Annotated in this window: 18 protein-coding genes; 9 read left to right on the top strand and 9 right to left on the bottom strand. The window is 67.3% G+C overall.

What is annotated here, in order from left to right; genetic code table 11:
• The 5 genes from BUB20358_RS28710 to BUB20358_RS16920 form a co-directional block, all read left to right on the top strand.
• A partial coding sequence (locus BUB20358_RS28710; protein WP_174905090.1) for a YadA family autotransporter adhesin occupies positions 1-3,243 on the top strand: 3,243 nt, incomplete at its 5' end.
• A 118-nt stretch (positions 3,244-3,361) separates the two neighbouring features.
• Complete coding sequence (locus BUB20358_RS16935; RefSeq protein WP_006766450.1) at positions 3,362-4,042, top strand: OmpA family protein; 681 nt, start codon at positions 3,362-3,364, stop codon at positions 4,040-4,042.
• A gap of 409 nt (positions 4,043-4,451) precedes the next feature.
• Positions 4,452-5,597, top strand: coding sequence for a DUF2827 domain-containing protein (locus tag BUB20358_RS16930; protein WP_006766451.1), 1,146 nt, complete (start codon positions 4,452-4,454; stop codon positions 5,595-5,597).
• Positions 5,598-5,611: 14 nt separating this feature from the next.
• Positions 5,612-6,769: a DUF2827 domain-containing protein gene (locus BUB20358_RS16925; protein ID WP_006766452.1), complete on the top strand. Its 1,158-nt coding sequence runs from the start codon at positions 5,612-5,614 to the stop codon at positions 6,767-6,769.
• A 25-nt stretch (positions 6,770-6,794) separates the two neighbouring features.
• Complete coding sequence (locus BUB20358_RS16920) at positions 6,795-7,262, top strand: DUF4019 domain-containing protein (protein ID WP_006766453.1); 468 nt, start codon at positions 6,795-6,797, stop codon at positions 7,260-7,262.
• Between the two features lie 79 nt (positions 7,263-7,341).
• Here the strand turns inward: BUB20358_RS16920 and BUB20358_RS16915 are convergent, their stop codons facing one another.
• From BUB20358_RS16915 to BUB20358_RS16885, 7 genes are all read right to left on the bottom strand, one after another.
• On the bottom strand, positions 7,342-7,758 hold the full coding sequence (locus tag BUB20358_RS16915) for a hypothetical protein (RefSeq protein WP_035974539.1): 417 nt from the start codon (positions 7,756-7,758) through the stop codon (positions 7,342-7,344).
• Between the two features lie 59 nt (positions 7,759-7,817).
• Positions 7,818-8,621 carry an EAL domain-containing protein gene (locus tag BUB20358_RS16910; RefSeq protein WP_006766454.1) on the bottom strand — a complete coding sequence of 268 codons (804 nt, stop codon included), beginning with the start codon at positions 8,619-8,621 and terminating at the stop codon, positions 7,818-7,820.
• A gap of 676 nt (positions 8,622-9,297) precedes the next feature.
• Positions 9,298-10,440, bottom strand: a complete 1,143-nt coding sequence (locus BUB20358_RS16905; protein ID WP_006766455.1) for a DUF2827 domain-containing protein — start codon at positions 10,438-10,440, stop codon at positions 9,298-9,300.
• Positions 10,441-10,706: 266 nt separating this feature from the next.
• Positions 10,707-12,707: an acetyl-CoA carboxylase biotin carboxylase subunit gene (locus tag BUB20358_RS16900; protein WP_006766456.1), complete on the bottom strand. Its 2,001-nt coding sequence runs from the start codon at positions 12,705-12,707 to the stop codon at positions 10,707-10,709.
• Between the two features lie 24 nt (positions 12,708-12,731).
• Positions 12,732-13,517 (bottom strand): enoyl-CoA hydratase/isomerase family protein, encoded by a 786-nt coding sequence (locus tag BUB20358_RS16895; protein WP_006766457.1) that lies wholly within the window; start codon positions 13,515-13,517, stop codon positions 12,732-12,734.
• Between the two features lie 19 nt (positions 13,518-13,536).
• Positions 13,537-15,144, bottom strand: coding sequence for a carboxyl transferase domain-containing protein (locus BUB20358_RS16890; RefSeq protein ID WP_006766458.1), 1,608 nt, complete (start codon positions 15,142-15,144; stop codon positions 13,537-13,539).
• A gap of 30 nt (positions 15,145-15,174) precedes the next feature.
• The gene (locus tag BUB20358_RS16885; RefSeq protein WP_006766459.1) at positions 15,175-16,356 is read right to left on the bottom strand and encodes an isovaleryl-CoA dehydrogenase; all 1,182 of its coding nucleotides are present in this window, start codon (positions 16,354-16,356) and stop codon (positions 15,175-15,177) included.
• A gap of 171 nt (positions 16,357-16,527) precedes the next feature.
• Between BUB20358_RS16885 and BUB20358_RS16880 the strand changes: the two genes are divergently transcribed.
• Together BUB20358_RS16880 and BUB20358_RS16875 are read left to right on the top strand one after the other, a co-directional pair.
• The gene (locus BUB20358_RS16880) at positions 16,528-17,274 is read left to right on the top strand and encodes a TetR/AcrR family transcriptional regulator (protein ID WP_035974541.1); all 747 of its coding nucleotides are present in this window, start codon (positions 16,528-16,530) and stop codon (positions 17,272-17,274) included.
• 233 nt (positions 17,275-17,507) lie between these two features.
• On the top strand, positions 17,508-19,688 hold the full coding sequence (locus BUB20358_RS16875) for a TonB-dependent siderophore receptor (protein WP_035974543.1): 2,181 nt from the start codon (positions 17,508-17,510) through the stop codon (positions 19,686-19,688).
• Between the two features lie 54 nt (positions 19,689-19,742).
• Here BUB20358_RS16875 and BUB20358_RS16870 read toward each other — a convergent pair whose 3' ends face one another.
• Positions 19,743-21,665 (bottom strand): NHL repeat-containing protein, encoded by a 1,923-nt coding sequence (locus BUB20358_RS16870; protein WP_035974545.1) that lies wholly within the window; start codon positions 21,663-21,665, stop codon positions 19,743-19,745.
• Between the two features lie 579 nt (positions 21,666-22,244).
• Positions 22,245-23,438: a porin gene (locus BUB20358_RS16865; RefSeq protein ID WP_035974547.1), complete on the bottom strand. Its 1,194-nt coding sequence runs from the start codon at positions 23,436-23,438 to the stop codon at positions 22,245-22,247.
• A 434-nt stretch (positions 23,439-23,872) separates the two neighbouring features.
• Here BUB20358_RS16865 and BUB20358_RS16860 point away from each other — a divergent pair, with 434 nt between their 5' ends.
• Together BUB20358_RS16860 and BUB20358_RS16855 are read left to right on the top strand one after the other, a co-directional pair.
• A complete protein-coding gene (locus BUB20358_RS16860; protein WP_006766464.1) occupies positions 23,873-24,409 on the top strand; it encodes a GNAT family N-acetyltransferase in 537 nt (178 codons plus the stop codon).
• Positions 24,410-24,515: 106 nt separating this feature from the next.
• Complete coding sequence (locus BUB20358_RS16855; RefSeq protein WP_006766465.1) at positions 24,516-25,250, top strand: metallophosphoesterase family protein; 735 nt, start codon at positions 24,516-24,518, stop codon at positions 25,248-25,250.
• Positions 25,251-25,274: the final 24 nt, after the last annotated feature.

Genomic DNA, 25,274 nt, shown 5'->3' with positions numbered 1-25,274 from the left:
ACTTCGACCTCGACCGGCATCGGCTCGCTCTCTACTGGACTCAGCTCGACCAACAGCTCGGTGACTTCGCTGTCCACTTCGGCATCGACCGGCTTGTCCTCGGCCAATAGCTGGATCGCGTCGCTCTCGACGTCGACTTCGACCGGCATCAACTCGTTGTCGACTGGTCTGAGCTCGACGAACAGCTCGGTCACGTCGCTTTCGACGTCGACCTCGAGCAGCATCTCGTCGCTGTCCACGTCGACGTCGACCGCCATTCAGGCGGCGAAAACGCACTACTACAGCGTCAACGACGGCGGCACGCAGCAGGCCAACTACAACAACGACGGCGCAACCGGCGTCAATTCGCTGGCCGCGGGCGTGAAGGCGAGCGCCGCGGGCGCAAGCGCGGTTGCCGTCGGCGACAGCGCGGCTGCGAAAGCGAACGGCGCTATCGCGCTCGGCCAGAACGCCGTAGCCAACAACGCGAACGACGTGGCCCTCGGCAGCAATTCCGTCACCGCGGCACCGAACCCGACGCCGACCGGCACGCTGGGCGGGGCGACACAAGCCTTCGCTGGCGGCAATCCGACCAGCGTAGTAAGCGTCGGCGCGCCGGGCGCCGAGCGGCAGATCACCAACGTCGCGGCCGGCCGGATCACCGCGGCCAGCACCGACGCGATCAACGGCTCGCAGCTGTTCGCGACCAATTCGGCCGTCGATTCGCTGTCGACTACCGTGTCGTCGTCCAGCAGCGCGATTTCGTCGCTGTCGACCGGCATTACGTCGCTTTCCACGGGGCTGAGCTCGACCAATAGTTCGCTGACCTCGCTGTCGACGTCGGCGTCGACCGGTATCGGCTCGCTTTCCACCGGCCTCAGTTCCACCAACAGTTCGGTGACTTCGCTGTCGACGTCCGCGTCGACGGGGCTGTCGTCCGCGAATAGCTCGATCACGTCGCTGTCCACGTCTGCCTCCACGGGCATCTCGACGGCGAACAGCTCGATCGCGTCGCTGTCGACTTCGACTTCTACCGGCATCTCGTCGTTGTCAACCGGCCTCAGCTCGACCAACAGCTCGGTGACTTCGCTGTCGACTTCGACGTCGACCGGTCTGTCGTCCGCGAACAGCTCGATCACGTCGCTTTCCACGTCGGCCTCGACCGGCATCAGCTCGCTGTCCACGGGCCTCAGCTCGACCAATAGCTCGGTGACTTCGCTGTCGACCTCGACGTCGACCGGTCTGTCGTCCGCGAACAGTTCGATCACGTCGCTGTCCACGTCGGCCTCGACCGGCATCAGCTCGCTGTCCACGGGCCTCAGCTCGACCGATAGCTCGCTGACTTCGCTGTCGACGTCGACCTCCACGGGCATCGGCTCGCTTTCCACCGGCCTCAGCTCGACAAACAGCTCGGTGACCTCGTTGTCGACTTCGGCGTCGACCGGCTTGTCGTCGGCCAACAGCTCGATCACGTCGCTTTCGACGTCGACTTCGACCGGCATCACGTCGCTCTCTACCGGCCTCAGCTCCACCAACAGCTCGCTGACCTCACTGTCGACCTCGACATCGACCGGCTTGTCGTCGGCCAACAGCTCGATCGCGTCGCTGTCCACGTCGACCTCGACCGGCATCACGTCGTTGTCTACCGGCCTCAGCTCGACCAACAGCTCGCTGACCTCACTGTCGACCTCCACATCGACCGGCTTGTCGTCCGCCAACAGCTCGATCGCATCGCTTTCGACGTCGACCTCGACCGGCATCACGTCGCTGTCCACCGGCCTGAGCTCGACCAACAGCTCCGTCGCGTCGCTGTCCACGTCGACGTCGACCGCGATCCAGGCCGCTAAAACGCACTACTACAGCGTGAACGACAACGGCACGCAGCAAGGCAACTACGACAACGACGGCGCGACCGGCATCAACGCGATCGCGGCAGGCACGAACGCCAGCGCTGCCGGCGACGGCAGCGTCGCGGTCGGCGACGGCTCGAACGCGTCGTCGGCCGGCGCAGTCGCGATCGGTCGGAACGCATCGGCAGCCGACACCGGCGCGCTCGCGCTCGGCAACGGCGCGCTCGCGAGCGCCGCCGGCGCACAAGCGTACGGCGCGGCCGCGAAGGCCACCGCCGCCGACGCGCTCGCATTCGGTTCGAACGCCACCGCGAACGTCGCGAACTCGATCGCACTCGGCGCGAACTCGGCGACGACTGCCGCGGTCGGCACGCAGAACGCGACGATCGGCGGCGTCACGTACCTGTTCGCCGGCAGCTCGCCGGTCGGCGTGGTGAGCGTCGGCCAGCCGGGCCAGGAACGTCAGATCACGAACGTCGCGGCCGGCCGGATCTCGCCGACCAGCACCGACGCGATCAACGGCAGCCAGCTCGACGCGACGAACCGGGCGGTCAACGCACTGTCGACGTCCACCGCGTCGAACATCTCGTCGCTGTCCACCGGCATCAGCTCGCTGTCCACCGGTCTGAGCTCGACCAACAGCACGGTCGCGTCGCTGTCGACGTCGACGTCGACCGCGATCGGTTCGCTGTCCACCGGCCTCAGCTCGACGAACAGCAATCTGACGTCGCTGTCCACGTCGACGTCGACCGGCATCAGCTCGCTGTCGACCGGCCTCAGCTCGACGAACAGCACGGTCGCGTCGCTGTCGACGGGCGTGACGAGCATCAACAACCAGCTGAGCCAGCTGTCGACCACGATCAACAACAACACGACGCGCACCAGCAACAACAACGGCGTCGCCGCTGACATGAACGGCACGGGCAACGATCGTCCGACCGCCACCGCCGGTTCGAACTCGGTCGCGATCGGCGCGAATTCGACGGACGGCGGCCGCTCGAACGTGGTGTCGGTCGGCAGCGATACGCAGCAGCGCCAGATCACGAACGTCGCGCCCGGTACGCAAGGCACCGACGCGGTGAACGTGAACCAGCTGACGCAGGTGCAGACGACGTTGTCGAGCGCGCTGTCGGGCCAGCAGGCACAGATCAACTCGTTGGGTTCGCAACTGCAGCAGACCGACCAGATGGCGAAGCAGGGTATCGCGGCCGTCGGCGCGATGGCGTCGATCCCGCAGCTCGACCGCGACGCGAACTTCGGGATGGGGATCGGTGCATCGACGTTCCTCGGTCAGAAGGCGATGGCGGTCAGCATGCAGGCGCGCATCACGGAGAACCTGAAGGCGTCGGTCAACGGCGGCTTCAGCGGCACGCAGAAGGTGATCGGCGCCGGCATGCTGTACCAGTGGAAGTAACCGTCGCACCGCCCGGCGGGCGCGCTCGCCGGGCGAGCGGCCCGCGGCCCCGATATCCGGCAGGCTGCCGCATCCGGGCGGCCGCCTCGCGTCAACCCAGCTCTTCAAGGACGTAACCGTGAACAAACTCGCTCTCGCACTCGCCCTTTCCGCGACGGCCCTCGCCGCGTGCTCGACCGCATCCGGCCCGACCTACAGCGCATCCGAGCTTCAGCCGCGCGACGGCGTGCGCACGTTCCAGGTGGACTGCCACGGTCTGCTGTCCGGCCCGCAGACCTGCATGAAGGCGGCCCGCAAGATCTGCGGCGATCAGCCGGTGCGTGTTGCCGATTCGGCGCACGCGTTGCGCGACGGCGCCGATCCCGCCACGCTGGTCTTCCAGTGCGGCGCGGCGCCGGCCGAACCGGCATCGGCTGCCGAGCCGGCACCGGCAGCGGCCGCCGCGCCGGCCGCGGTCGAACACGTGAACCTCGCGGGCGACGCGCTGTTCGCGACGGGCGCCGCGACGTTGACGCCGGCTGCCCGCGCATCGCTCGACAAGCTGCTGAGCGCGCGCGACGACCGCACGTACTCGAACGTGACGATCACCGGCTACACGGACTCGGTCGGCAGCGATGCATCGAACGTCGCGCTGTCGAAGCGCCGCGCGCAGGCGGTCGCCGCCTATCTGAACGCGCATGGGCTGAAGACCCGGACGCTGACGGTTACCGGCCGCGGCAGCGCCGACCCGGTCGCATCGAACGCGACGGCCGACGGTCGCGCGAGCAATCGCCGCGTCGAAATCTCGCTGCAGCGCTGAGCGGTCGCCGGCCGGCCCATAATCGGCCGACGAGCGCGCCACGCGCACGACCGCATCCTTCGGCGCGGCGCGCATCCGGCGGGCAGGCTCGCGATGCCGATTGCCGTCGCCGACATCTCGGCCGCCTCGTGCCGCGCGATGTCAAAGTTCGTCATGCCTCTCCACAAACCGGCGGCTTCCGTGCCACAATCGCCGCTGACCGCTGCCGGCGCGTCCCGCCCGACGCGCGAGCCGTGCCGGTCGCGCACGACGCACGCCGGAATCCCGCTGCCGCCGCTGCGCAGCGCACGACTCGCTGTCCGGGACACACCGGTGCGAACGCAACCATGACAATCCACGACGCGCCGTATCGCGGCCGGGCGCTCGACGCCACGGCCGGCCGCGCGACGCTGCAGAGGAAAACCAACCGGTGACGGACATCAATCAAGCCGCATCGACCGGCCGCCGCCATCCGCGGCCGGCCGTCGGCATCTCGCTGTTTGCGCGGGACGGCCAGGCGATCTGGGAAAACGGCATCCATCAGAACATCGCGTTTCTCGCGATGATGCTCAAGCGCTCGGACTGCGTCGGCCCCGTCTATTTCCTGAACGGCGGCGACGCGAACGCCCTGCCGGCCGGCCTCGATCTCGACGGGCTCGACGTGCCGCTCGTGAAACCGGCCGACGTCACGCACGAACTCGACGTCGTGATCGAAATGGGCGCGCAGCTGCCGGTCGAGTGGCTGCGGCACGTAAAGGCGCTCGGCACGAAGCTCGTCGCGTGCCATGTCGGCCATACGTACAGCGGTCTCGCGGAAACGCCGATCTTCGACAAGCCGTCGGGCCACATCTTCAACGGCACGCAGTTCGACGAAGTCTGGGTGCTCGAGAAGTCGAAGAAGATCGACGTGCCGCTGCTGCGCACGCTCACGCGCGCGCCGGTCTACACGATTCCGCATCTGTGGTCGCCATACTTTCTCGAGCGCCGTATCGCGGCGCTCGCCGCCGAAGGCGCGGCGTTCGGCTACCGGCCGGGACGGCGGCCGTGGCGTCTCGCGACGCTCGAGCCGAACATCTCGGTCGTGAAGACCTGCCATTACCCGATGCTCGTATGCGACGAGCTGTATCGCGCGCGGCCGGACGCCGTGCAGCATCTGTTCGTCGTGAACTCGATCCACATGAAGGAACACCCGACCTTCGTGCACTTCGCGAACAGCCTCGACCTCGTGCGTCAGCACAAGGCGACGTTCGAGCCGCGCATCGACCTGCCCGGCTTCATGGCGCGCCATGCGGACGCCGTCGTGTCGCATCACTGGGAAAACCCGCAGAACTACCTGTACTACGACGTGCTGTACGGCGGCTATCCGTTGATCCACAACTCGACGCTGCTCGGCGACGCCGGCTACTACTACCCGGACTTCGATTCCGCCACCGGCAGCCGCGTGCTGCTCGACGCATGGCTGCATCACGACGAGCAGCTCGACGACTACCGCGCGAAAGCCGACCGGCTGCTGCGCTCGGTGTCGATCGACAACCCCGCGAACCTCGACGCGTTCGTCGCGCGTCTGGTCGCCTGAACCGGAGCACACGCATGTCGGACTCCAATGCCCGCCACGCGCCCGGCGACGGTAAACGCCTCGTCGTCGGCGTATCGCTGTTCGTGCGCGGCGCCGGCCAGTCGCTGTGGGAAAACGGCATCTTCCAGAACTGCCTGCTGCTGATCCTGCTGCTGCGCCAGTCGCCGCTCGTCGCCGAAGCCGTAATGGTGAACGGCGGCGAACAGCTCGCCGATCCGCAGATGATGCTCGGCGAATGGAACGTGCCGCTCGTCACGATGGACGAAGCGATGCAGCGCTGCGACGTGCTGATCGAAATGAGCGCGCAGTTCAGCGCCGACTATCTGCGCGCGTTCCGCGAGCGCGGCGGCAAGGTCGTGACGATGCGCGTCGGCAACGACTACGTGATCGACATCGAGCGCGCGATGTTCGGCAAGCCGTCGGGCTTCCTGTTCTCGGGTGCGCCGTACGACGCGGTGTGGACGATTCCGGAATTCGAGCGCTCGTGCCTGCACTACTACCGGACGGGCCTGCGCGCGCCGGTCACGATCGTCCCGCACATCTGGCATCCGGTGCTGTTCGACAAGGCGCGCGCGACGCTCGGCGCCGGGCTGTCGTTCGGCTATCGGCCGGGCAAGCCGCGCTGGCGCGTGACGATGTTCGAACCGAACATCTGCATGGTGAAGACGAGCATCATTCCGATGCTCGTGACGGAAGAAGCGTATCGGGCGAAGCCGGATTTCCTCGAGATCGTGCGCGTGTGCAACACGCTGCATCTGAAGGAGCACGCGACGTTCGTCCACTTCGCGAAGAGTCTCGACATCGTCAATCACGGCATCACGACGTTCGAAAGCCGCTACGCGGTGTACGAGTTCATGGCCGCGTACGGCGACGCGGTGGTGTCGCACACGTGGGAAAACGCGCAGAACTACCTGTATTACGAGCTGCTGTACGGCGACTATCCGCTGATTCACAACTCGCCGTTCCTCGGCAAGGCCGGGTATTTCTATCCGGACTTCGACTGCCAGGCCGGCGGCCGCGCGCTGCTGCAGGCCTTTGCCGAACACGACGCGAACCTCGATGCATATCGCGAGCAGTCGAAGCACGTGCTCGATTCGGTCAGCATCTACAACCCCGACAACGTCGCCGCGTATACGAACGCGATCGCGGCGCTCTACACGACCGGCGCGTGACGCGCCGGCTTCAACGGACCTCGACATGAATGCATTCCTGCCCGTCACCCGCGCGAAATGGCTGATCGGCTGCGCGCTCGCTTCGATCGCGATCGGCGCGCACGCGCAACCCGGCGGCGAATCGGCCGACGAACTGCTGCGCGACGCGGACGCGGTTTTCAAACGGCTGGACGCGGGGCAATACGCGGCGGTGTGGGCCGACGCCGCGCCGTTCGTGAAGGCGCGCATCAAGCAGGACCAGTTCGCGGCCGACATGCAGCGCGCGCGCCAGTCGGTCGGCACGGTCGGCCGTCGCGGCTGGGCGCAGATCACGCGCATTCTCTACACGAATTCACCGCCGCTGCCCGACGGCCTGTATGCGAACGTCGACTACGCGACGACGCTGACGAACGGCGCGACCGTGTTCGAGAAGCTGAGCTTCCGCCTCGACGACGACGGCCGCTGGCATCTGACCGGCTACGTGCCGCGGCAGGCGCAAAACGACGCACGTTGAAACGGGCGACGCTCGCCGCGCCGATTCCGGCGCAATGTCGCGACCGCGATGAACGGCCGATGCAGCGCGGCGCGATGCGCTACGCGAACATGCGTGCGCCGCATTGCGCAGCGAACGTGCGACCGTGCCGCCGTCCGATTCGCGCAACGCTGATGAAACAGCGCAGCACCGCGCGGTCCGCATGACGGGCCTGCCGCGCGAGATCGTCCGACACGCCGCGCGCGATCGCCGAATCGTCCCCGCACGCGCCTGCGATCACGCCTGCGTAGTAGTGGCGCGCCGCGGCCTCACGGCCGCGCGCGTCGAGCGCCGCCATCCGCCGAATCCGGCGCGCGACCGCATTCAATCCGTTCAGATACCGCGCGATGTCGGCCGGCGCATCGGCCGCTTCCATGCCGAGCTGCCGCAGCATGTCGGCCAGTTCGCCGAGCGCGAGCAGTTCGCGCGTCGCGCTCGCGTGCGTATCGGTTCGCTCCGCAGCCGTCGTCTCCACCATGTCCGTGCCCCTTTACGGTTCGTCGATCGGCGGCCGCACCGCGGGCCGCATGCACACCGTCACGCGGCCGCCGGCGACCGCCACGAGAAACGGATGCCCTGCGCCCACGCGACGCCGGCATCGACGATCATCTGCCGGTCGCTCTCGTTCTCCACGCCTTCGACGACGACGTGCCGCGCCCCTTCGTGCGCGAACGCGATCAGCCGGCGGAACTGGTAACGTCCGATCGCGTTGCGCTTGATCATCGACAGGATCGACTTGTCGAGCTTCACGATATCGGGATTGCCGACCACCAGATTGTTCAGCGCGCTGAACCCGACGCCGAAATCGTCGATCGCGACGCGGCAGCCGGCGCGCCGGAACCGGTGCACGAACGACCGCCCGGCGACGGGGTTCAGCGGGCCCGTCTCGGTAATCTCGACGACGAGCCGCGCCGCAACCGCCGGTTCGCGCTCGAGCCGCCTGAAGATCGCGAGCCATCCGTCGTCCATCACCGCGCTGGCCGCCGACACGTTGCAGCCGTATACGGCATCCGGATCCGCGCGCAGCTCGTCAATGGTCCGTCCGACCACGAGCCGGTCGAACCATTGCATCAGCCCGAGCGATTCGAGACGCGGCAGGAACGCGACCGGTGCGAGCGCGGCGCGCGGCCCCCAGCGCAACCGCGCGAGGCATTCGTGATACAGCACGCCGGCCGACAGATCGGCCCGGCACACCGGCTCGCGCACGAACCTGAGCCGGCTTTCCACGAAACTGCGTACCGACGCGAGATCGGGGTGATCGTCGGGTGCGCCGAACACGAGATCGACTTCGTCACGATTGGCTACCCGATTCGCCTGCAGGCGAGCTTCGATCGCATTCATCCGGCGCTCCGGCAATGTCGGGCCACCGAGAACGGCACGCCCCCACGATTCATGCGGAGCGAGTCGACTTCACGCGCGCCGCCGCTTACCCGGCCATCCTGTTATTTCGATCTTTCCGGGAGCGTACTTTTCATTTCGGCGCGCCGTCAAATCCGATATTTGCTTGCGATATTCAGTTTCATAAAATAAACCATGCATCGGGGAAGTGAATTGTGCGGCAGATTACATAAAGCAGCCGATGCAATTGAAATTTCTGCCAGCCATTGTTACCGGACAGGGCGCTTTGACCGGAATCCCTTTCAGGACGCACACTGCGCGGGACGCGCGACTTTTCCCCGCTCGCTCGCGGCGCCGCGAGCGCACCGCCGCGGGCGGCCTTCACAGCGGCATTCGATCGCGCCGGCATTCAATCTCTTCGTTTCAAAAGGCATTGCGTCGATTGCCCAATTCAATTCGATGCGGTCGCCCGATAATATCGAGAAGAATTATATGACGGTTATCAAACGCACGATGTTTAACAAACCTTCCAGCTTGTTAACCTATAAGATGATTACCGACGGACGTCCTCGGAGCCGTCAAATTCGTGCCTTGAAAACCATCGGATCACCCCGGTCCGATGGTTTCTTTTTTTGCGCGATGCGCCGCGTGTCTGCCGAAAATCTGCCGGCGCCGCGCTTCAACCCGCGGTCGCGCCGATCAGGTTCGCGAGCAGCGCGTCGTACTCGGCGACGAGCGCCGGATTCGCCGACGTATAGCGCGCGAGAATCTCGCGCTGGCGCCGCGTATACGCGTGCCACGCGTCGTCGTGCGTATGCAGCGCATGCAGCAGCGCGTCCGCGCCCTTCTGCACGTCGTTGTCCGGGTAGTAGTAGCCGAGATCCGGCGCGAGGCTCGCGTTGTGCACGAGCGGGTAGCCCTGCCAGCACACGTCGAAATAGAAATAGTTGAGCGGGTTCGACCATTGATGCGACACGACGACGTCGGTCAGCTCGGCGAGGAACACCGGCGTGTCGAAGCGTCCGACGAAGCTCGCCTTGCCCGCGCGCACGATGTCCAGATAGTTCATCAGCATCACGAATTCGGGGCTCTCGCGCGCGAGGCGATCGGCGTTCGTCACGTGCGTGAAGCAGATCGAATCGGGATCGCGGCGGTACGCTTCGTCGATGATCAGCATCGGATACACGCAGAACTTCACGACGTTGTGATTCGGCTCCATCACCGTCAGCCGCTTCGCGCGCTCGCCGCGCGGCCGGTATTCGCCGTGCTCGGGCAGCGAGCGCGCCCGCTCGGTCACGAACATCGGGTCCCATACGAACGGCACGACGCGCCCCGGACAGCGGCGCAGCGATTGCAGGAACGGCAGCGACGACGGCGCGATCTGCGGAATCGCCCACACTTCGTCGTAGCCGCGGTTGATGAACAGCGAATCCCACAGCCGGCGGCCGAACAGCATCGACTCCATCGCGTTGATGTACTCGACGCCGCAGCAATAGCTGACGATCTTCGCGCCGCGCGCCTTCAGATAGGCGGTCTGCTCGCCGTCGATCTGGCCGCCGAGTTCGATCAGCACGTCGAGCGCATCCTTCATGTCGGCGAACGCGCGCGTGTCGTACACGCGGCGATCCCACGGCAGCGCGTCCGTCAGCGGCACGTCCGTCGTGTTGACCAGCGTCACGCGGTAGCCGTGCGGCGACGCCATCAGCAGCTTCGCGAGAAACAGCGCGTTCTGCTTGATGCCGTTGATCCACAGGCTTTCGTCGGGGGCGCGCAATCCGATCGTGATACCGATGCGCAGGCCGTTCAGGGCAGGAGACGTCATCGTCGGCGGGATGGGACAGTCGAGGAACGGAGTGTAGCGTGCGCGGCAGCGCACGCCTGAAACGACTCGCATTCTAGCCGAGCGCGGGCCGGCGGACTGTCATGGATGGTCAGGCCCGGTCGGCTACGGCGATGGCGCGCGCCGCCGGCGTCGAATGGCGGCGCGTCCGATGCGTCCGATGCGTCCGATGCGTCCGATACTTCCAACGCTTCCGGCGCCTCCGACATCCAGCGACGGCCGCAACCGGCCGTCATCGCACGTCGCGATCAGCCTTCCGCCATCCGCAGCAGCTGCGCGCCGTCCGCGACCTGATCGCCGACGCCGTACAGCACTTCGGCGACGACACCCGCATTCGGCGCGCCGATCGTGTGCTCCATCTTCATCGCTTCCATCACGATCAGCGGCGTGCCGGCGTCGACCTTCTGGCCAGGCTCGACGAGCACCGCGATCACCTTGCCGGGCATCGGCGCGGTCAGCCGGCCGCCGCCGTGCTCCGCGTCGCCCGCATGCGCGAGCAGGTTGCGCCATTCGAACGTCTCGGCCGCGCCCTGCGTAAATACGTGGAACTGATCGCCGTCCGCATAAACGCGGCCGCTGCTGCGCACGCCGCCGAGCGTCACGTCGAAATCGAGCGGCGTCGCGCCGCGCGTCCATGCGAACGACTGCGGCGTGCCGCCGTCGATCGCGATGCGCGCGCCGCCGTCGCCGCTTTCGTAAGCGACTTTCACGTCGGCTTCGCGCTCGAGCGCGCGCCATTCGAGCGTGCGGCGATAGCCGCCGTTCAGCCGCCAGTCCGGCAGCGCAGCCCACGGCGACGCGCTCGCGCTCGCGTGCGCGTCGCGTTCGCGCGCCAGCAGCGCCGCGCATGCGAGCGCGAGCGCCGCGCGCGGCGACTGCGGCGGCGCGAACAGCACGTCGTGGTTGCGCTCGATCAGCCCCGTATCGAGATCGCCGATCGAAAACGGCTCGCTCGCGACGATCCGCTGCAGAAACGCCGCGTTCGTGTGCAGTCCGACCACCTCGCATGCGCGCAGCGCGCGCAGCATCAGCGCGAGCGCTTCCGCGCGGTCGGCGCCGTGAACGATCAGCTTCGCGATCATCGGATCGTAGAACGGCGTGATCGCATCGCCTTCGCGCACGCCGCTGTCGATACGCACCGGCGCGCCGATGTCGAATTCGACGCCGTCCGGCAGCCGCAGGTGCTTCAGCGTGCCGGTGGACGGCAGAAAGCCGCGCGCCGGATTCTCCGCATACAGCCGTGCCTCGATCGCATGTCCGCGCACGCGCAGCGCGTCCTGCGTCAGCGGCAGCGGCTCGCCGGCCGCGACGCGCAGCTGCCATTCAACGAGATCGAGGCCCGTGACCATCTCGGTGACCGGATGCTCGACCTGCAGCCGCGTGTTCATTTCCATGAAGTAGAACGCGCCGCCGGTGATGATGAACTCGACGGTGCCCGCGCCGACGTAGCCGACCGCGCGCGCGGCCGCGACGGCCGCCTCGCCCATCGCGCGGCGCATGTCGTCGTGCAGCCCCGGCGCCGGCGCTTCCTCGAGCACCTTCTGATGACGGCGCTGCACCGAGCAGTCGCGATCGAACAGGTACACGGTATTGCCGTGCGTGTCGCCGAACACCTGCACTTCGACGTGGCGCGGGCGCGTCAGGTATTTCTCGATCAGCACGCGATCGTTGCCGAAGCTGCTCGCCGCTTCGCGCTGGCACGACGCGAGCGCCGCCGGAAAGTCGTCGGAGCGCTCGACCACGCGCATCCCCTTGCCGCCGCCGCCCGCGCTCGCCTTCAGCAGCACCGGATAGCCGATCGCGTCGGCTTCGCGATGCAGCCGCGCGGGATCCTGATCGTCGCCGTGATAGCCGGGCACGAGCGGCACCGCGGCCGCGTGCATCAGCGCCTTCGCGGCCGCCTTCGAGCCCATCGCGGCGATCGCGTCGACCGGCGGCCCGATGAACACGATGCCGGCCGCTTCGCACGCATGCGCGAAATCCTCGTTCTCCGACAGAAAGCCGTAGCCCGGATGAATCGCCTGCGCGCCGGTCGCACGCGCGGCGTCGATGATCCGGTCGATGCGCAGATAGCTGTCCGCGGCCGCCGCGCCGCCGATGTGCACCGCTTCGTCGCATGCGGCGACGTGTTTCGCGTGCGCGTCGGCATCCGAATAGACGGCGACGCTCGCGATCCCGAGACGTTTGCACGTGGCGGCGACGCGGCACGCGATTTCGCCGCGGTTGGCGATCAGAATCTTGTCGAACATGGCTTCGATGTGTTCCGGAAAGGGTTATTCACGCCACGACGGCGTGCGCTTCTCGAGAAACGCCGCAATTCCTTCGCGCGCCTCCGCGCCGGCGCGCGTGCGCGCGATCCAGTCGGCGGTCTGCTCGATCAGCGCGGCGTCGAGCGGGCGGCCGGCCACGTCGGCGACGAGCCGCTTGCACGCGCGCACCGCATCGGGGCCGTTCGCGACGAGCGCCGTGGCGAGCTTCGCGATCGTTTCGTCGAGCGCGTCGGCCGGCACCGCGTCGTGAATGAAGCCGAGCGCCGCCGCGCGTACGCTGTCGAACACTTCGGCGGTCGTGAAGTAGCGGCGCGCCGCGCGCTCGCCCATCGCACGCACGACGTACGGCGCGATCGTCGCCGGAATCAGCCCGAGCCGCGCTTCGGACAGGCAGAACTTCGCGCCGTCGGCGGCGATCGCGATGTCGGCCGCCGCGACGAGGCCGACCCCGCCCGCATACGCGTCGCCGTGCACGCGCGCGATCACCGGCTTGCTGCAACGATGGATCGCCTCGAGCATCCGCGCGAGCCGGCGCGCGTCGGCGCGGTTCTCGTCGTCCGAGTAGCCGGCCATCTTCTTCATCCAGTTCAGGTCCGCGCCCGCGCAGAACGCCGGACCTTCGGCCGCGAGCACGACGGCGCGCACGCCTTCGTGCGCATCGAGCCATTCGAACGCAGTGGTCAGCTCGGCGATCGCCGTCTCGTTGAACGCGTTGCGCACGTCGGGACGCGCGAGCGTGACCGTCGCCACGCGGCCCGCTTCGCCGACCTTGATCGTTTCGTATCGCATCGGTGAGCCCTCCCGGCCGTCACATCCGGAACACGCCGAAACGCGTGTCGTCGATCGGCGCGTTCATCGACGCAGCAAGGCCGAGGCCGAGCACGTCGCGCGTCTGCGCGGGATCGATCACGCCGTCGTCCCACAGTCGCGCGCTCGCGTAGTACGGGTGGCCCTGGCGTTCGTACTGATCGCGAATCGGCTGCTTGAACGCGTCCTCTTCGTCGGCCGACCACGTGCCGCCCTTCGCCTCGATCCCGTCGCGGCGCACCGTCGCGAGCACCGACGCGGCCTGCTCGCCGCCCATCACCGAAATGCGCGCGTTCGGCCACATCCACAGGAAGCGCGGCCCGAACGCGCGGCCGCACATCCCGTAGTTGCCGGCGCCGAACGAGCCGCCGATGATCACCGTGAACTTGGGCACCTTCGCGTTCGACACGGCCGTCACCATCTTCGCGCCATGCCGCGCGATGCCTTCGTTCTCGTATTTGCGGCCGACCATGAAGCCCGTGATGTTCTGCAGGAACACGAGCGGAATCTTGCGCTGGCAGCACAGCTCGATGAAATGCGCGCCCTTCACCGCGGATTCGGAGAACAGGATCCCGTTGTTCGCGACGATGCCGACCGGATGCCCCCAGATGTGCGCGAAGCCGGTCACGAGCGTCGTGCCGTAGCGCGCCTTGAACTCGTCGAACTCGGAGTCGTCGACGATTCGCGCGATCACCTCGCGCACGTCGAACGGCTTGCGCGTGTCGACCGGAATCACGCCGTACAGGCTCTTCGCGTCGTAGCGCGGCGGCTTCGGCTCGCGCAGCGACACCGGCGGCGCGATCTTCGGCGCGAGATGCGCGACGATGTTGCGCGCGATCGACAACGCGTGCGCGTCGTTCTGCGCGAGATGATCGGCAACGCCGGACAGCCGCGTGTGCACGTCGCCGCCGCCGAGATCCTCCGCGCTCACTTCCTCGCCGGTCGCGGCCTTCACGAGCGGCGGCCCGCCGAGAAAAATCGTGCCCTGGTTCTTCACGATGATCGATTCGTCGCTCATCGCGGGCACGTACGCGCCGCCCGCCGTGCACGAACCCATCACGACCGCGATCTGCGCGATGCCGGCGGCCGACATCGTCGCCTGGTTGAAGAAGATGCGGCCGAAGTGGTCGCGGTCGGGAAACACGTCGTCCTGGTTCGGCAGGTTCGCGCCGCCCGAATCGACGAGGTACACGCACGGCAGCCGGTTTTCCGCGGCGATCTCCTGCGCGCGCACGTGCTTCTTCACGGTCATCGGATAGTAGGTGCCGCCCTTGACCGTCGCGTCGTTGCACACGATCACGCATTCGCGGCCGGCGATCCGGCCGATCCCGGTGATGATCCCGGCGCCCGGCGCATCGTCGTTGTACATGCCGTTCGCCGCGAGCTGCGACAGCTCGAGAAACGGCGAGCCGGGGTCGAGCAGTTGCGCGATGCGGTCGCGCGGCAGCAGCTTGCCGCGCGACAGATGCTTGTCGCGCGCGGCCTGGCCGCCGCCCTGCGCGAGCTGGTCGATCTTCGCGCGCAGATCGGCGACGAGCGCGTCGAGCGCCGCGGCGTTTGCCCGGAATTCTTCGGAACGCGGGTTCAGTCTGGATTCGATGATCGGCATCGGCAGGGCTCCGTTCGCGTGACGTGGGCGTTACATCGTTTCCGCGAACAGCTCGCGGCCGATCAGCATCCGGCGGATCTCGCTCGTGCCGGCGCCGATCTCGTACAGCTTCGCATCGCGCCACAGGCGGCCGACCGGATATTCGTTGATGTAGCCGTTGCCGCCGAGGATCTGGATCGCCTCGCCGGCCATCCACGTCGCCTTCTCCGCCGTATAGAGAATCACGCCCGCGCAGTCCTTGCGCACCTGCCGCACGTGCTCGCTGCCCGCCGAGTCGAGATGGCGGCCGACCGCGTACAGATACGCGCGGCACGCCTGGAACGTCGTGTACATGTCGGCGACCTTGCCCTGGATCAGCTGGAATTCGCCGATCGCCTGGCCGAACTGCTTGCGGTCGTGGATATACGGAACGACCGCGTCGAGGCACGCGGCCATGATGCCGGTCGGGCCGCCGGCGAGCACCGCGCGCTCGTAGTCGAGGCCGCTCATCAGCACCTTCACGCCACCGTTGAGCTGGCCGAGGATGTTCTCTTCCGGCACCTCGACGTCCTCGAACACCAGCTCGCCCGTGTGCGAGCCGCGCATCCCGAGCTTGTCGAGCTTCTGCGCGACCGAGAAGCCCTTCATGCCCTTCTCGACGATGAACGCGGTGATGCCGCGCGGGCCGGCTTCCGGGTCCGTCTTCGCGTAGACGACGAGCGTGTCGCAGTCCGGCCCGTTGGTGATCCACATCTTCGTGCCGTTCAGCACGTAGCGGTCGCCGCGCTTGTCGGCACGCAGCTTCATGCTGACGACGTCGGAGCCCGCGTTCGGCTCGCTCATCGCGAGCGCGCCGATGTGCTCGCCGGACACGAGCTTCGGCAGGTACTTGCGCTTCTGCGCTTCGGTGCCGTTGCGGTGGATCTGGTTCACGCACAGGTTCGAATGCGCGCCGTACGACAGGCCGATCGACGCCGATGCGCGCGAGATTTCCTCCATCGCGACCATGTGCGCGGTGTAACCCATGTTCGCGCCGCCGTATTCCTCGGACACCGTCATCCCGAGCACGCCGAGATCGCCGAACTTCTTCCACAGATCCATCGGAAACTGGTCGGTGCGGTCGACCTCCGCCGCGCGCGGCGCGATTTCCTTCGCCGCGAAGGTCGCGACCGCGTCGCGCAGCATCTCGATGTCTTCACCGAGCATGAATTGCACGCCGGGCAGGTTCGTCATGTCTCCTCCGTCTCCAGAAAGGGTGTCGCACGCGCCGATTTCTGAGTTTTGCTCAAATCGGCTTCGTGCGCGAATTCAGTAATCCATGTAGCGGAAATTTCGCACAGTTTCGCGCGCCGCTCGGTGCGGCGTCAATAGTTTTTTGAGTGCTACTCAGATATCATGCGGAGCATGACAGCCGCTCGCGCCGACACCATGACCGCCACCGCCAGACCCGACCGCGCCGACCTCTCACGCGCGCCCGCCGGACGCAAATCGCAGCAGCGCGTGCAGGACATCCTGCGCGCCGGACGCGACGTGTTCGCCGAGAAGGGCTACGAGCACGCGACGGCTGCCGAGATCGCGCAGCGCGTCGGCGTGTCGGAGGCGACGGTATTCAGCTACTTCCGCGGCAAGCGCGAGCTGTGCGCGCGCGTGATCGCCGACTGGTACGACGAAATCATCGCCGCGTTCGAGCACGGGATGCCCGAGCACGCATCGGTGCAGCAGCAGTTCGCGTTCATCGTGCGCACGCATCTGCGGCTGATGCTCGTGAACGGCACCGGACTGTGCGCGCTCGTGCTGTCCGAAGGCCGCGCGAAGCAGCATGCGCTCAGCGATGAACTGACCGCGCTGCAGCGCCGCTACACCGCGCCGCTGATGGACGTGCTCGCGCGCGGGCAGGCGGCCGGACAGGTACGCACCGACGTCCCGCTGAGCCTGCTGCGCTCGATGGTATTCGGGCCGATGGAGCACGTGCTGTGGGACGCGATCCTCGGGCACCGGAAGCTCGATACCGACACGACGGCCGAACAGCTGATCGACATGCTGTGGGCCGCCGTCCAGCCGCCCGCACCGGAGCAGGCGGCGCTCGTGCGGTTCAGGAACGAGGTGGCGGAAGCGATGCGGCGGCTGGAAGGCGACGATCCGCGCGCGTGATGCGTAATGCGGATGCGCGATGCCGACGGCGACGTCGCTTCGCCGTCCGGCATCGACGGTCGCGTACCGCCGATGCGGTCGCGCGCCGCCACCCTGGGCAGTCGAAATCCGATCGACCGCCTTTTCATTTCAATTGCAAACGATTCTCATTACCGCTACCATTGCGCGTCCCGTCGCCGCGCCCCGCTGCGGCCCGTCATACGTCCCGTCGTAACCGAAACCTTCACAGATTCATGCGATCCCGCCGAACGCCGTGCCGCGCCCGGACCTTGCGTCCGTGGCGCGCGAGCCTGCCTGCCCTGATCACCCTCTGCGTCGCGAGCGGCGCGCATGCCGCCGACGACGAACGCGCGCAACACGCCGCGCGGCCCGCGCCGGCCTCGGCACCGCCGGCCGCGCACGAACTCGCGCCGATCAGCGTCAGCGCAGCGGCGCTCGCCGATCCGACCGTCGGCTATCAGCCGCGCACCAGCAGCATCGCAGGCGGCGACGCGCGTCCGCTGAAGGACATTCCGCAATCGGTCGCGGTGGTCAGCAGCGCCGTGATGCAGGACCAGCAGGCGCGCTCGCTCGACGACGTGCTCGGCAACATCAGCGGCATCACGCAGACGAATACGCTCGGCGGCACGCGCGACGCGTTCATCAAGCGCGGCTTCGGCTCCAACAACGACGGTTCGGTGCTCGTCGACGGCGTACGCACGCCGGTGCTGCACAGCTACCTCGCGACGATCGACCGCGTCGAAGTGCTGAAGGGTCCGGCTTCGCTGCTGTACGGAATGCAGGATCCGGGCGGCGTGATCAACCTGATCACGCGCAAGCCGGAAGACACGTTCGGCGGTTCGATTTCCGCGTCGCGCACGAGCCACGGCGGCAGCAGCGCGCTGTTCGACCTGACCGGCCCGCTCGGCAAGCCGGGCCAGGTCGCGGGCGGCACGCTCGCGTTCCGGCTCACCGGCGAATACGACACGAGCCGCTACTGGCGCTCGTTCGGCCGCGAGCGCGACGCGCTGATCGCGCCCGCGCTGTCCTGGCACGATGCGAACACGTCGATCGACGTCAGCTACCAGTACGTCGACTACACGACGCCGTTCGATCGCGGCACCGTGCTCGTGAACGGCCAGCTCGACGAGTCGCTGCGCTATCGCCGCTACGAGGAAGCGTGGGCGCAAAGCAGCGGCATCCAGGAAACGCTGCGGGCGCGCATCGAGCATCGCCTGTCCGATGCGTGGCGCGTGCGCGCGACGTACGGCTGGGGCCGCGACCGCTACGACCAGTACATCACGCGCGCAACCGCGTTCAACGGCGCGACCGGCGCGATGACGCGCTCGTCCGACGCGAACCTCGGGCGCAACGATTCCGACCAGATCGCGACGCTCGGCCTGTTCGGCAACGTGACGCTCGCGGGCATCCCGCACGCGCTCTACATCGGCAGCGAGTACGAGCGGCAGCGCAGCTTCCGCGGCGACACGATCCGCGGCAAGGCGACGAAGGGATTCGACCTGTTCGATCCCGTGTACGGGCTGCTGCCGGCGGGCGGCACGCCGAGCGCCGCGCAAAGCGATTCGCGCTCGGTCGTGCACGCGTATTCGATGATCGTGCAGGACTCGGTGAAGATCACCGACCGGCTCACCGCGGTCGGCGGGCTGCGCTGGGAGGACTGGCAGCAGGAATCGGGAATGGGCCGGCCGTTCGCGTTTTCGGATCGCTCGCACGGCAACGTGTGGCTGCCGCAGTTCGGGCTCGCGTATGCGCTCACGCCGTCGCTGACTGCGTATGCGAACGTGAGCCGCTCGTTCAAGCCGAACGTCGCGTCGAACGTCGCCGCACCGCTCGCGCCGGAGTTCGGACGCGTGCTCGAGGCAGGGCTGAAATTCAGCCTGAAGCCGGGCATCACCGGCACGCTCGCCGCTTATCAGATCGACAAGCGCAACGTCGCGGTCACCGTCGGCGACATCACGTCGACGATCGGCACCGCGCGCTCGCGCGGCATCGAGCTCGACGTCGCCGGACAGATCACGCGGCACCTGAGCGTGATCGGCAGCTACGCGTATACGAATGCGAACGACCGCGACAGCAACACGCCGCTCGTCAACGTCGCGCGTCACACGGGCAGCCTGTTCGCGGTGTACGACACGGCGATCGCGAACCTGCCGGGCCGCTGGCGCTTCGGCGGCGGTGCACGGCTCGTCGGTGCACGGCCCGGCGACGTCGCGAACAGCTTCACGCTGCCCGGCTATATGACCGTCGATGCGTTCGCGGCCTACGAAACGACGATCGGCAAGTTCCCGACGCGCTTCCAGCTCAACGTGAAGAACCTGCTCGACAAGACCTACTATCCGTCGAGCAACAGCAATCTGATCGTCGCGGTCGGCGAGCCGCGGCTCGTCACGTTCACGACGACCGTATCGTTCTGACGCGCAGCGGCACGGCGGCGCGGCGGCGCTTGCCGCGTGCCACGCGATGCGCGGTCACGGACGCCAGCGATACACGACGATGCTCGACCCGTTGTAGTTGTCTTTCGTGATCACGTACTCGCCGTTCGAACGCAGATACGCGCGAATCCCGTACATCGAGTCGACGTCGTTGCCGACGTCCATCGCCGACGTGTTCGAGTTCGTCAGCGTGGCGACGAGATTGCCGGTATTGAGGTCGAACACGTCGATGTTAGGCACCGTGTGCACGTAGCCGACGAACAGATAGTGGCCGGCCGCCGCAATCGATTTCGGATTCGCGCTCGTCAGGTCGATCACCGGGTTCGGCGCGCTCGTGTTGCCGCCCTTCCACCCGCGATAGACCTCGATGTGCCCGTTCATCGCGGTCCAGTCCCAGCTGCCCGAAATCCCTTGCGCGAGAATCATCGTGTCGCTGTCCGCCTGATAGATGATCCGCGTGAGCGGCAGCACGCTGCGCGGAATCGGGATCTGCGTCGGCTTGCCCCACGACGGCTTGCCGTTCGCGTCGAAGCCCGTCATCGGATAGTGCGAAATGTTGTTGGTGCGGTCGAGCCCGGCCCACACGTCGCCGTTGTCGTCGATCGCGAAACCGGCCGTCACCTGCAGCGTCGTGTTGAACGGCTTGCCGGGAATCGAGCCGGCCGGAATCGCGATGTAGCCGGTCGCCGGCGTGAAGTAATAGAAGTTGAAGTTGCCGGGGTTCTGGCCCGACGCGACGAGAATCCGGTTGCCGCCGACCATCGCGAGCTGGCCGAAGTGCTGGCCGCGCTGATAGTCGTTGATGTCGAGGCGCGGGTCCTTCGGGTACGTGAACGGGTCGATCGTGTTCGCGACGAACGTGCCGCCGGCGGTGCCCGTATAGACGTTGTTGCCGCTGTAGAAGAACGCGCCGTCGGTCACCGGATCGGGTGCGGCGACGCCTTCGAAGTTCAGCGCCTGCAGCTTCCATTGCAGCGTGCCGGTCGGGCTGTACGAATGCAGGTCGGTGCTGCCGTTGCGGCCGAGATCCCAGCCGCCGCCCCACGCGTTGTTCAGCACGTACAGATTGCCGGCCGCATCCTTGCCGATCGCCGCGACGCGCGTGAAGCGCTTGTCGCCGACTTGCCCCTTGATGCCCGTCGTCGTGTTCAGATAGCCGCCCTGCACGCCGAACGTGCCGACCTGCACGGGCGTGCCGATCAGCGCGTACACCTTGATGTTCATGTCCGGCCCTTCGTCGCCCACCAGCAGCTGCCCGGCCGGCGCGTCGAAAAACAGCGACGCGGGCCGTGCGCCGGCCGCCATCTGGATCGTGTTCATCGGCGTGCCGGTCGGGCTGTACTGCGCGACGACGCCCGCGCTCTTGCGCGCGACCCACAGATTGCCGGCGGCATCGGTCGCGAGCGCGCCGGGGCTCTGCACGGCGATGTCGCGCTGCCAGACGCCGTCCGTCGTATAGACGCGTACGCGGTTGCCGTAGAAGTCGCTCACGTACAGCAGCGTGCCAGCCGTCGCGAGCCCGGTGATCACGTCCGCGTACTGGATGCCCGTCCACGTGCTGACCGGAATGCGCAGGTCGCGCTTGTTCGTGCTGCGGTCGTAGCGGCCGACCGAGCCGCTGCCGAACGTCCGGTTGTAGCCGAGCGCGACGAACAGCGACGTCGCGTTGCCGGTGATCGCGCCGCCCTGGAACTCGTCGTGGATCCCGATCGTGCCGAGCGGCTGCCCGTTCTGGTAGATCGCGACGCCACCCGCGTTCTCATCCCAGCGCGACGCCGTGTAGATCACGCCTTCGGGCGCGACCCACATCGAGCGCGCGCCGTTGCCGACGTGCGTGGCCAGCGTGCCGAACGTGTTCGCGAGCCAGTCGGTCGTGTATTGCACTTGCGCGTAGCCGGCCGACGCGATCATTGCGATGCATATTCCAAGCAACGCTGCGCGAATTTGTTTCGATAACATGAACGATGCTCCCGGACGATCGTTTTTCGACACTGTAAATCGCTGCATATGAAAGATCGGTGATTTCGGTAAAAAGCCGTTTCACCGAAACCGCGAACGATTCATTCGCCGCCACCGTTGCGCGATGCATTTTCCTCGACCGCCGGCCGACGCTTGCTCCGCGCGGCACCACGCACCCGCACCGCCGTTTCGTCGACTTTTCACGGCATTTTCTTCCGAATTCTTTCATGTGCACCCGTCATTTTTTCTGATGCGCACGCAACGATTTATTTACCGTCTATCGTCTGAATAATGGCAAATCGAAATTCAAATGAAAGAAAAAAATATTGTCGGCCGCGATCGTTTTTCCGGAGGTGCGGCACGCATGCCGATCGTCCGTCATGACGAAGCGCATTACCGCAAATCGTGAAGCCGTCGAACGGCGAGCAACCGACATGCCGTTGCCCGGCACAAATCGGCCGCGAGCGCGGCGAAGGTTCGAGCGGAGCCGAGCAAAAAAGCGGCCGCGTTGCGCGGCCGACGATAGATGGAACGTGTGCGATCGACCACCGACGTCGAGCGTCGGACCGTCGCGCGCGGTCAGAACCGCTGACGCAGCCCGACGCTGACGATCGTCTGCGATTGCGACGCCGCCGAGTGGCCGTTCGCCTTGTCCGATACCGACGCCGTCGCGGCCACCGGCCGGCCGAGCGCGTCGAGCGTCGTGCCGGACGCATGCTGATACGCGCCGAGCAGATACACGCTGGTGCGCTTCGACAGATCGTAGATGGCGCCGAGCGTGACGTTGTGATACTGCGCACGCTCGTCGATACCGTCGACTTCGCCGCCGCGCGTGTAGCTGTAGCCCGCGAACAGCTGCGTCTGCGGCCGCACGTTCCAGCGCGCAAACACGCCGGCGACGTTGAACGTCGCGTGCCCGGTGAACAGCGAACGGTCGCCGCCGCGGTACTGCACGTGGCTGTAGTTCATGCCGACCACGGCGGGGCCGAAGTCGTACGTCGCGCCGGTCGCGACGATCTGCTGCGATTGCGCGCTCGCGTAGCCTTCGTTGATCGACGAATTGAACAGCCCGTCGTCGGTGCTCTGCCACTTGCCGATCGTCGTATCGGACGCGCCGGTCTTGCTGTTGTCCGACCGCTCGTAGCCGACGCCGACGCGCAGCGGGCCGGCCGCGTACGCGGCGCCGACGCTCCACGTATTGCGCTGCGTGATGCTGCCCGGCTGACCGCCGAAGCCGTACAGCGCGCCGAACGTGAAGCCCGAGTAGTTCGCGCTCGTGTACTTGATCGAGTTGTCGACGCGCGCGGTCTGGTCGAGATCGTCGATGTCGCCCGGATGCGCGCCGAACCCGCCGACGAACGACGACGGGCCGACCGGGCTCACGAAGTCGTCGAGCGACGTGTACTGGCGGCCGAGCGTGATCGAACCGTAGCGGTCGCTGCCGAGCCCGACGAACGCCTGCCGGCCGAACTGGCGGCCGCCCTGGCCGGACGTGCCGTTCGCGATGTCGAAGCCGTTCTCGAGCACGAACAGCGCGCGCAGCCCGCCGCCGAGATCCTCGCTGCCCTTGATGCCCCAGCGGCTGCCGGACAGGTTGCCGGTCGTCAGTCCGACGTTCGAATGGCCGGTGTACGCGCGCGGCGCGCCTGCCCGTTCGTTGCTGCGATAGGTGACGCCCGCATCGACGATGCCGTACAGCGTGACGGAACCTTGCGCGGACGCAATGCCCGCGAGCGACAGCAGCAGCGGCGCTGCGATCAGTTGCTTGTTCATGATTGTCTTGTCTCCGGGCGGCGAACCCGTTGTTCGAGGGACTTTGCGGGCGGCGGCGCGCGGCCGGCGAGTTGCGCCGGCCGCACGAGGCCGGCGGCGTCCGCACGCGAACCCGCGGTACGCACTACGCGTATGCGACGTCGCGGCGGGGCGCGCCGCCGCGGCCGACATGGTAGGGCGAACCGGTTCCAGCCGAAACCGGCGGAATGAAAACAGTTTCTTGCCGAATTCGAGATAGTGGCGGGCGCGACGGCGGCCGCCGCGCGGCGAGTGCTGTCCGATTGCGGGCGGCCCGGCCGATAATCGACACCGGCGCGGTCGCGTGCGTGCATGCGCGATGCGGTTGCGGCACGCGGCCCGCGCTCCGCCATAATCCGCACGTCGCTGCGCCGACGCCCCCGCCCACATCACGCGACTTTCGACGAGGACTCACGATGAGAATCGATGCGCCGCCCCGCTCCGGCTTTCCCGGCCTGTCGCTGCGTCAGCTCGAACGTGCGGACGTCGACGCGTGGTACGCGTATCTGTCGAACCCGGACGTCGTCCGCCACACGAGCTGGAACCTCGGTTCGCGCGACGACTTGCTGCCGCTGTTCGACGGAATCGAGTCCGCGCATCCCGATTCGATCCGCCGTCTCGCGATCGTCGACGATGCGTCGGCCGCACTGATCGGGACGATCGGCTTCCATACGGTGTCCGCCGCGAACCGTTCGGCCGAGATCGCGTACGACGTCGCGCCGTCGCATTGGGGACGCGGCATCGCGAGCGCGACATGCGCCGCCGTCGCCGCATGGGCGTTCGCCGAATGGGGTCTCGTGCGCGTCCAGGGCGTCGTGCTGACCGCCAATGCCGGCTCCGCGCGCGTGCTGCAGAAGTGCGGCTTTCGCTACGAAGGACTGTTGCGTGCGTACCGGATGGTGCGCGGCACGCCGGGCGATTTCGCGATGTACGCGCGCATCGCGACGGACTGACGCGAGTGCGAGCAACCGAGCACGCGCGCGGCAATGCGCGCATCCCGTTGGACGATCGACGTCGAACCGGCGACAATCGCCGTTCCCCGCTCCCCCGCCCCGCACGATGAAAATCGCCGCCCTCTCGGACATCCACGGCAATCTCGCCGCGCTCGACGCGGTGCTCGACGACATTCGCCGCCGCGGCGCCGACGTGATCGTCAATCTCGGCGACATCGTGTCCGGCGCGCTGCATCCGGCCGAGACCGCCGACCGCCTGATCGCGCTCGACCTGCCGACGATCCGCGGCAATCACGAGCGGCAGCTGCTCGCCGGCGACCGCGAATCGATGCGGCTGTCCGACCGCCACGCGCATGACGCGCTGCGCGACGACCAGCGCGCATGGCTCGCCGCGCTGCCCGAACGTCGAGCGCTCGGCGACGACGTGCTGATGGTGCACGGCACGCCGAGCAGCGATCTCGCGTATTTCCTGGAAACGGTCACGCCCGACGGCTGCCGCGCGGCGACGCGCGACGAGATCGCGCAGCGGGCGGCCGACGAATCGGCATCGCTGATCCTGTGCGGCCACACGCATGTACCGCGCATGGCCGCGCTCGACGACGGGCGACTGATCGTCAACCCGGGCAGCGTCGGGCTGCAGGCGTACACGGACGATCGGCCGCACCCGCACCGGATCGAAACCGGCTCGCCGCATGCGCGCTACGCGATGGTGTCGCGCACGGCGGCCGGCTGGCGCGTGCAGTTCCATGCGGTCGAATACGACTGGCACGCAGCCGCCGCGACCGCGGCATCGCTCGGCCGCGACGACTGGGCCGTCGCATTGCGCACCGGGCGCTGCTGACGTTGCGCATTCGAGCGCGCAAGC

The sequence above is a fragment of the Burkholderia dolosa genome, assembly GCF_902499135.1.
In the GTDB taxonomy this organism is placed as follows: domain Bacteria; phylum Pseudomonadota; class Gammaproteobacteria; order Burkholderiales; family Burkholderiaceae; genus Burkholderia; species Burkholderia dolosa.
The sequence above is the reverse complement of the archived record's forward strand: the minus strand, read 5'-3'. Positions and strand labels throughout refer to the sequence as shown.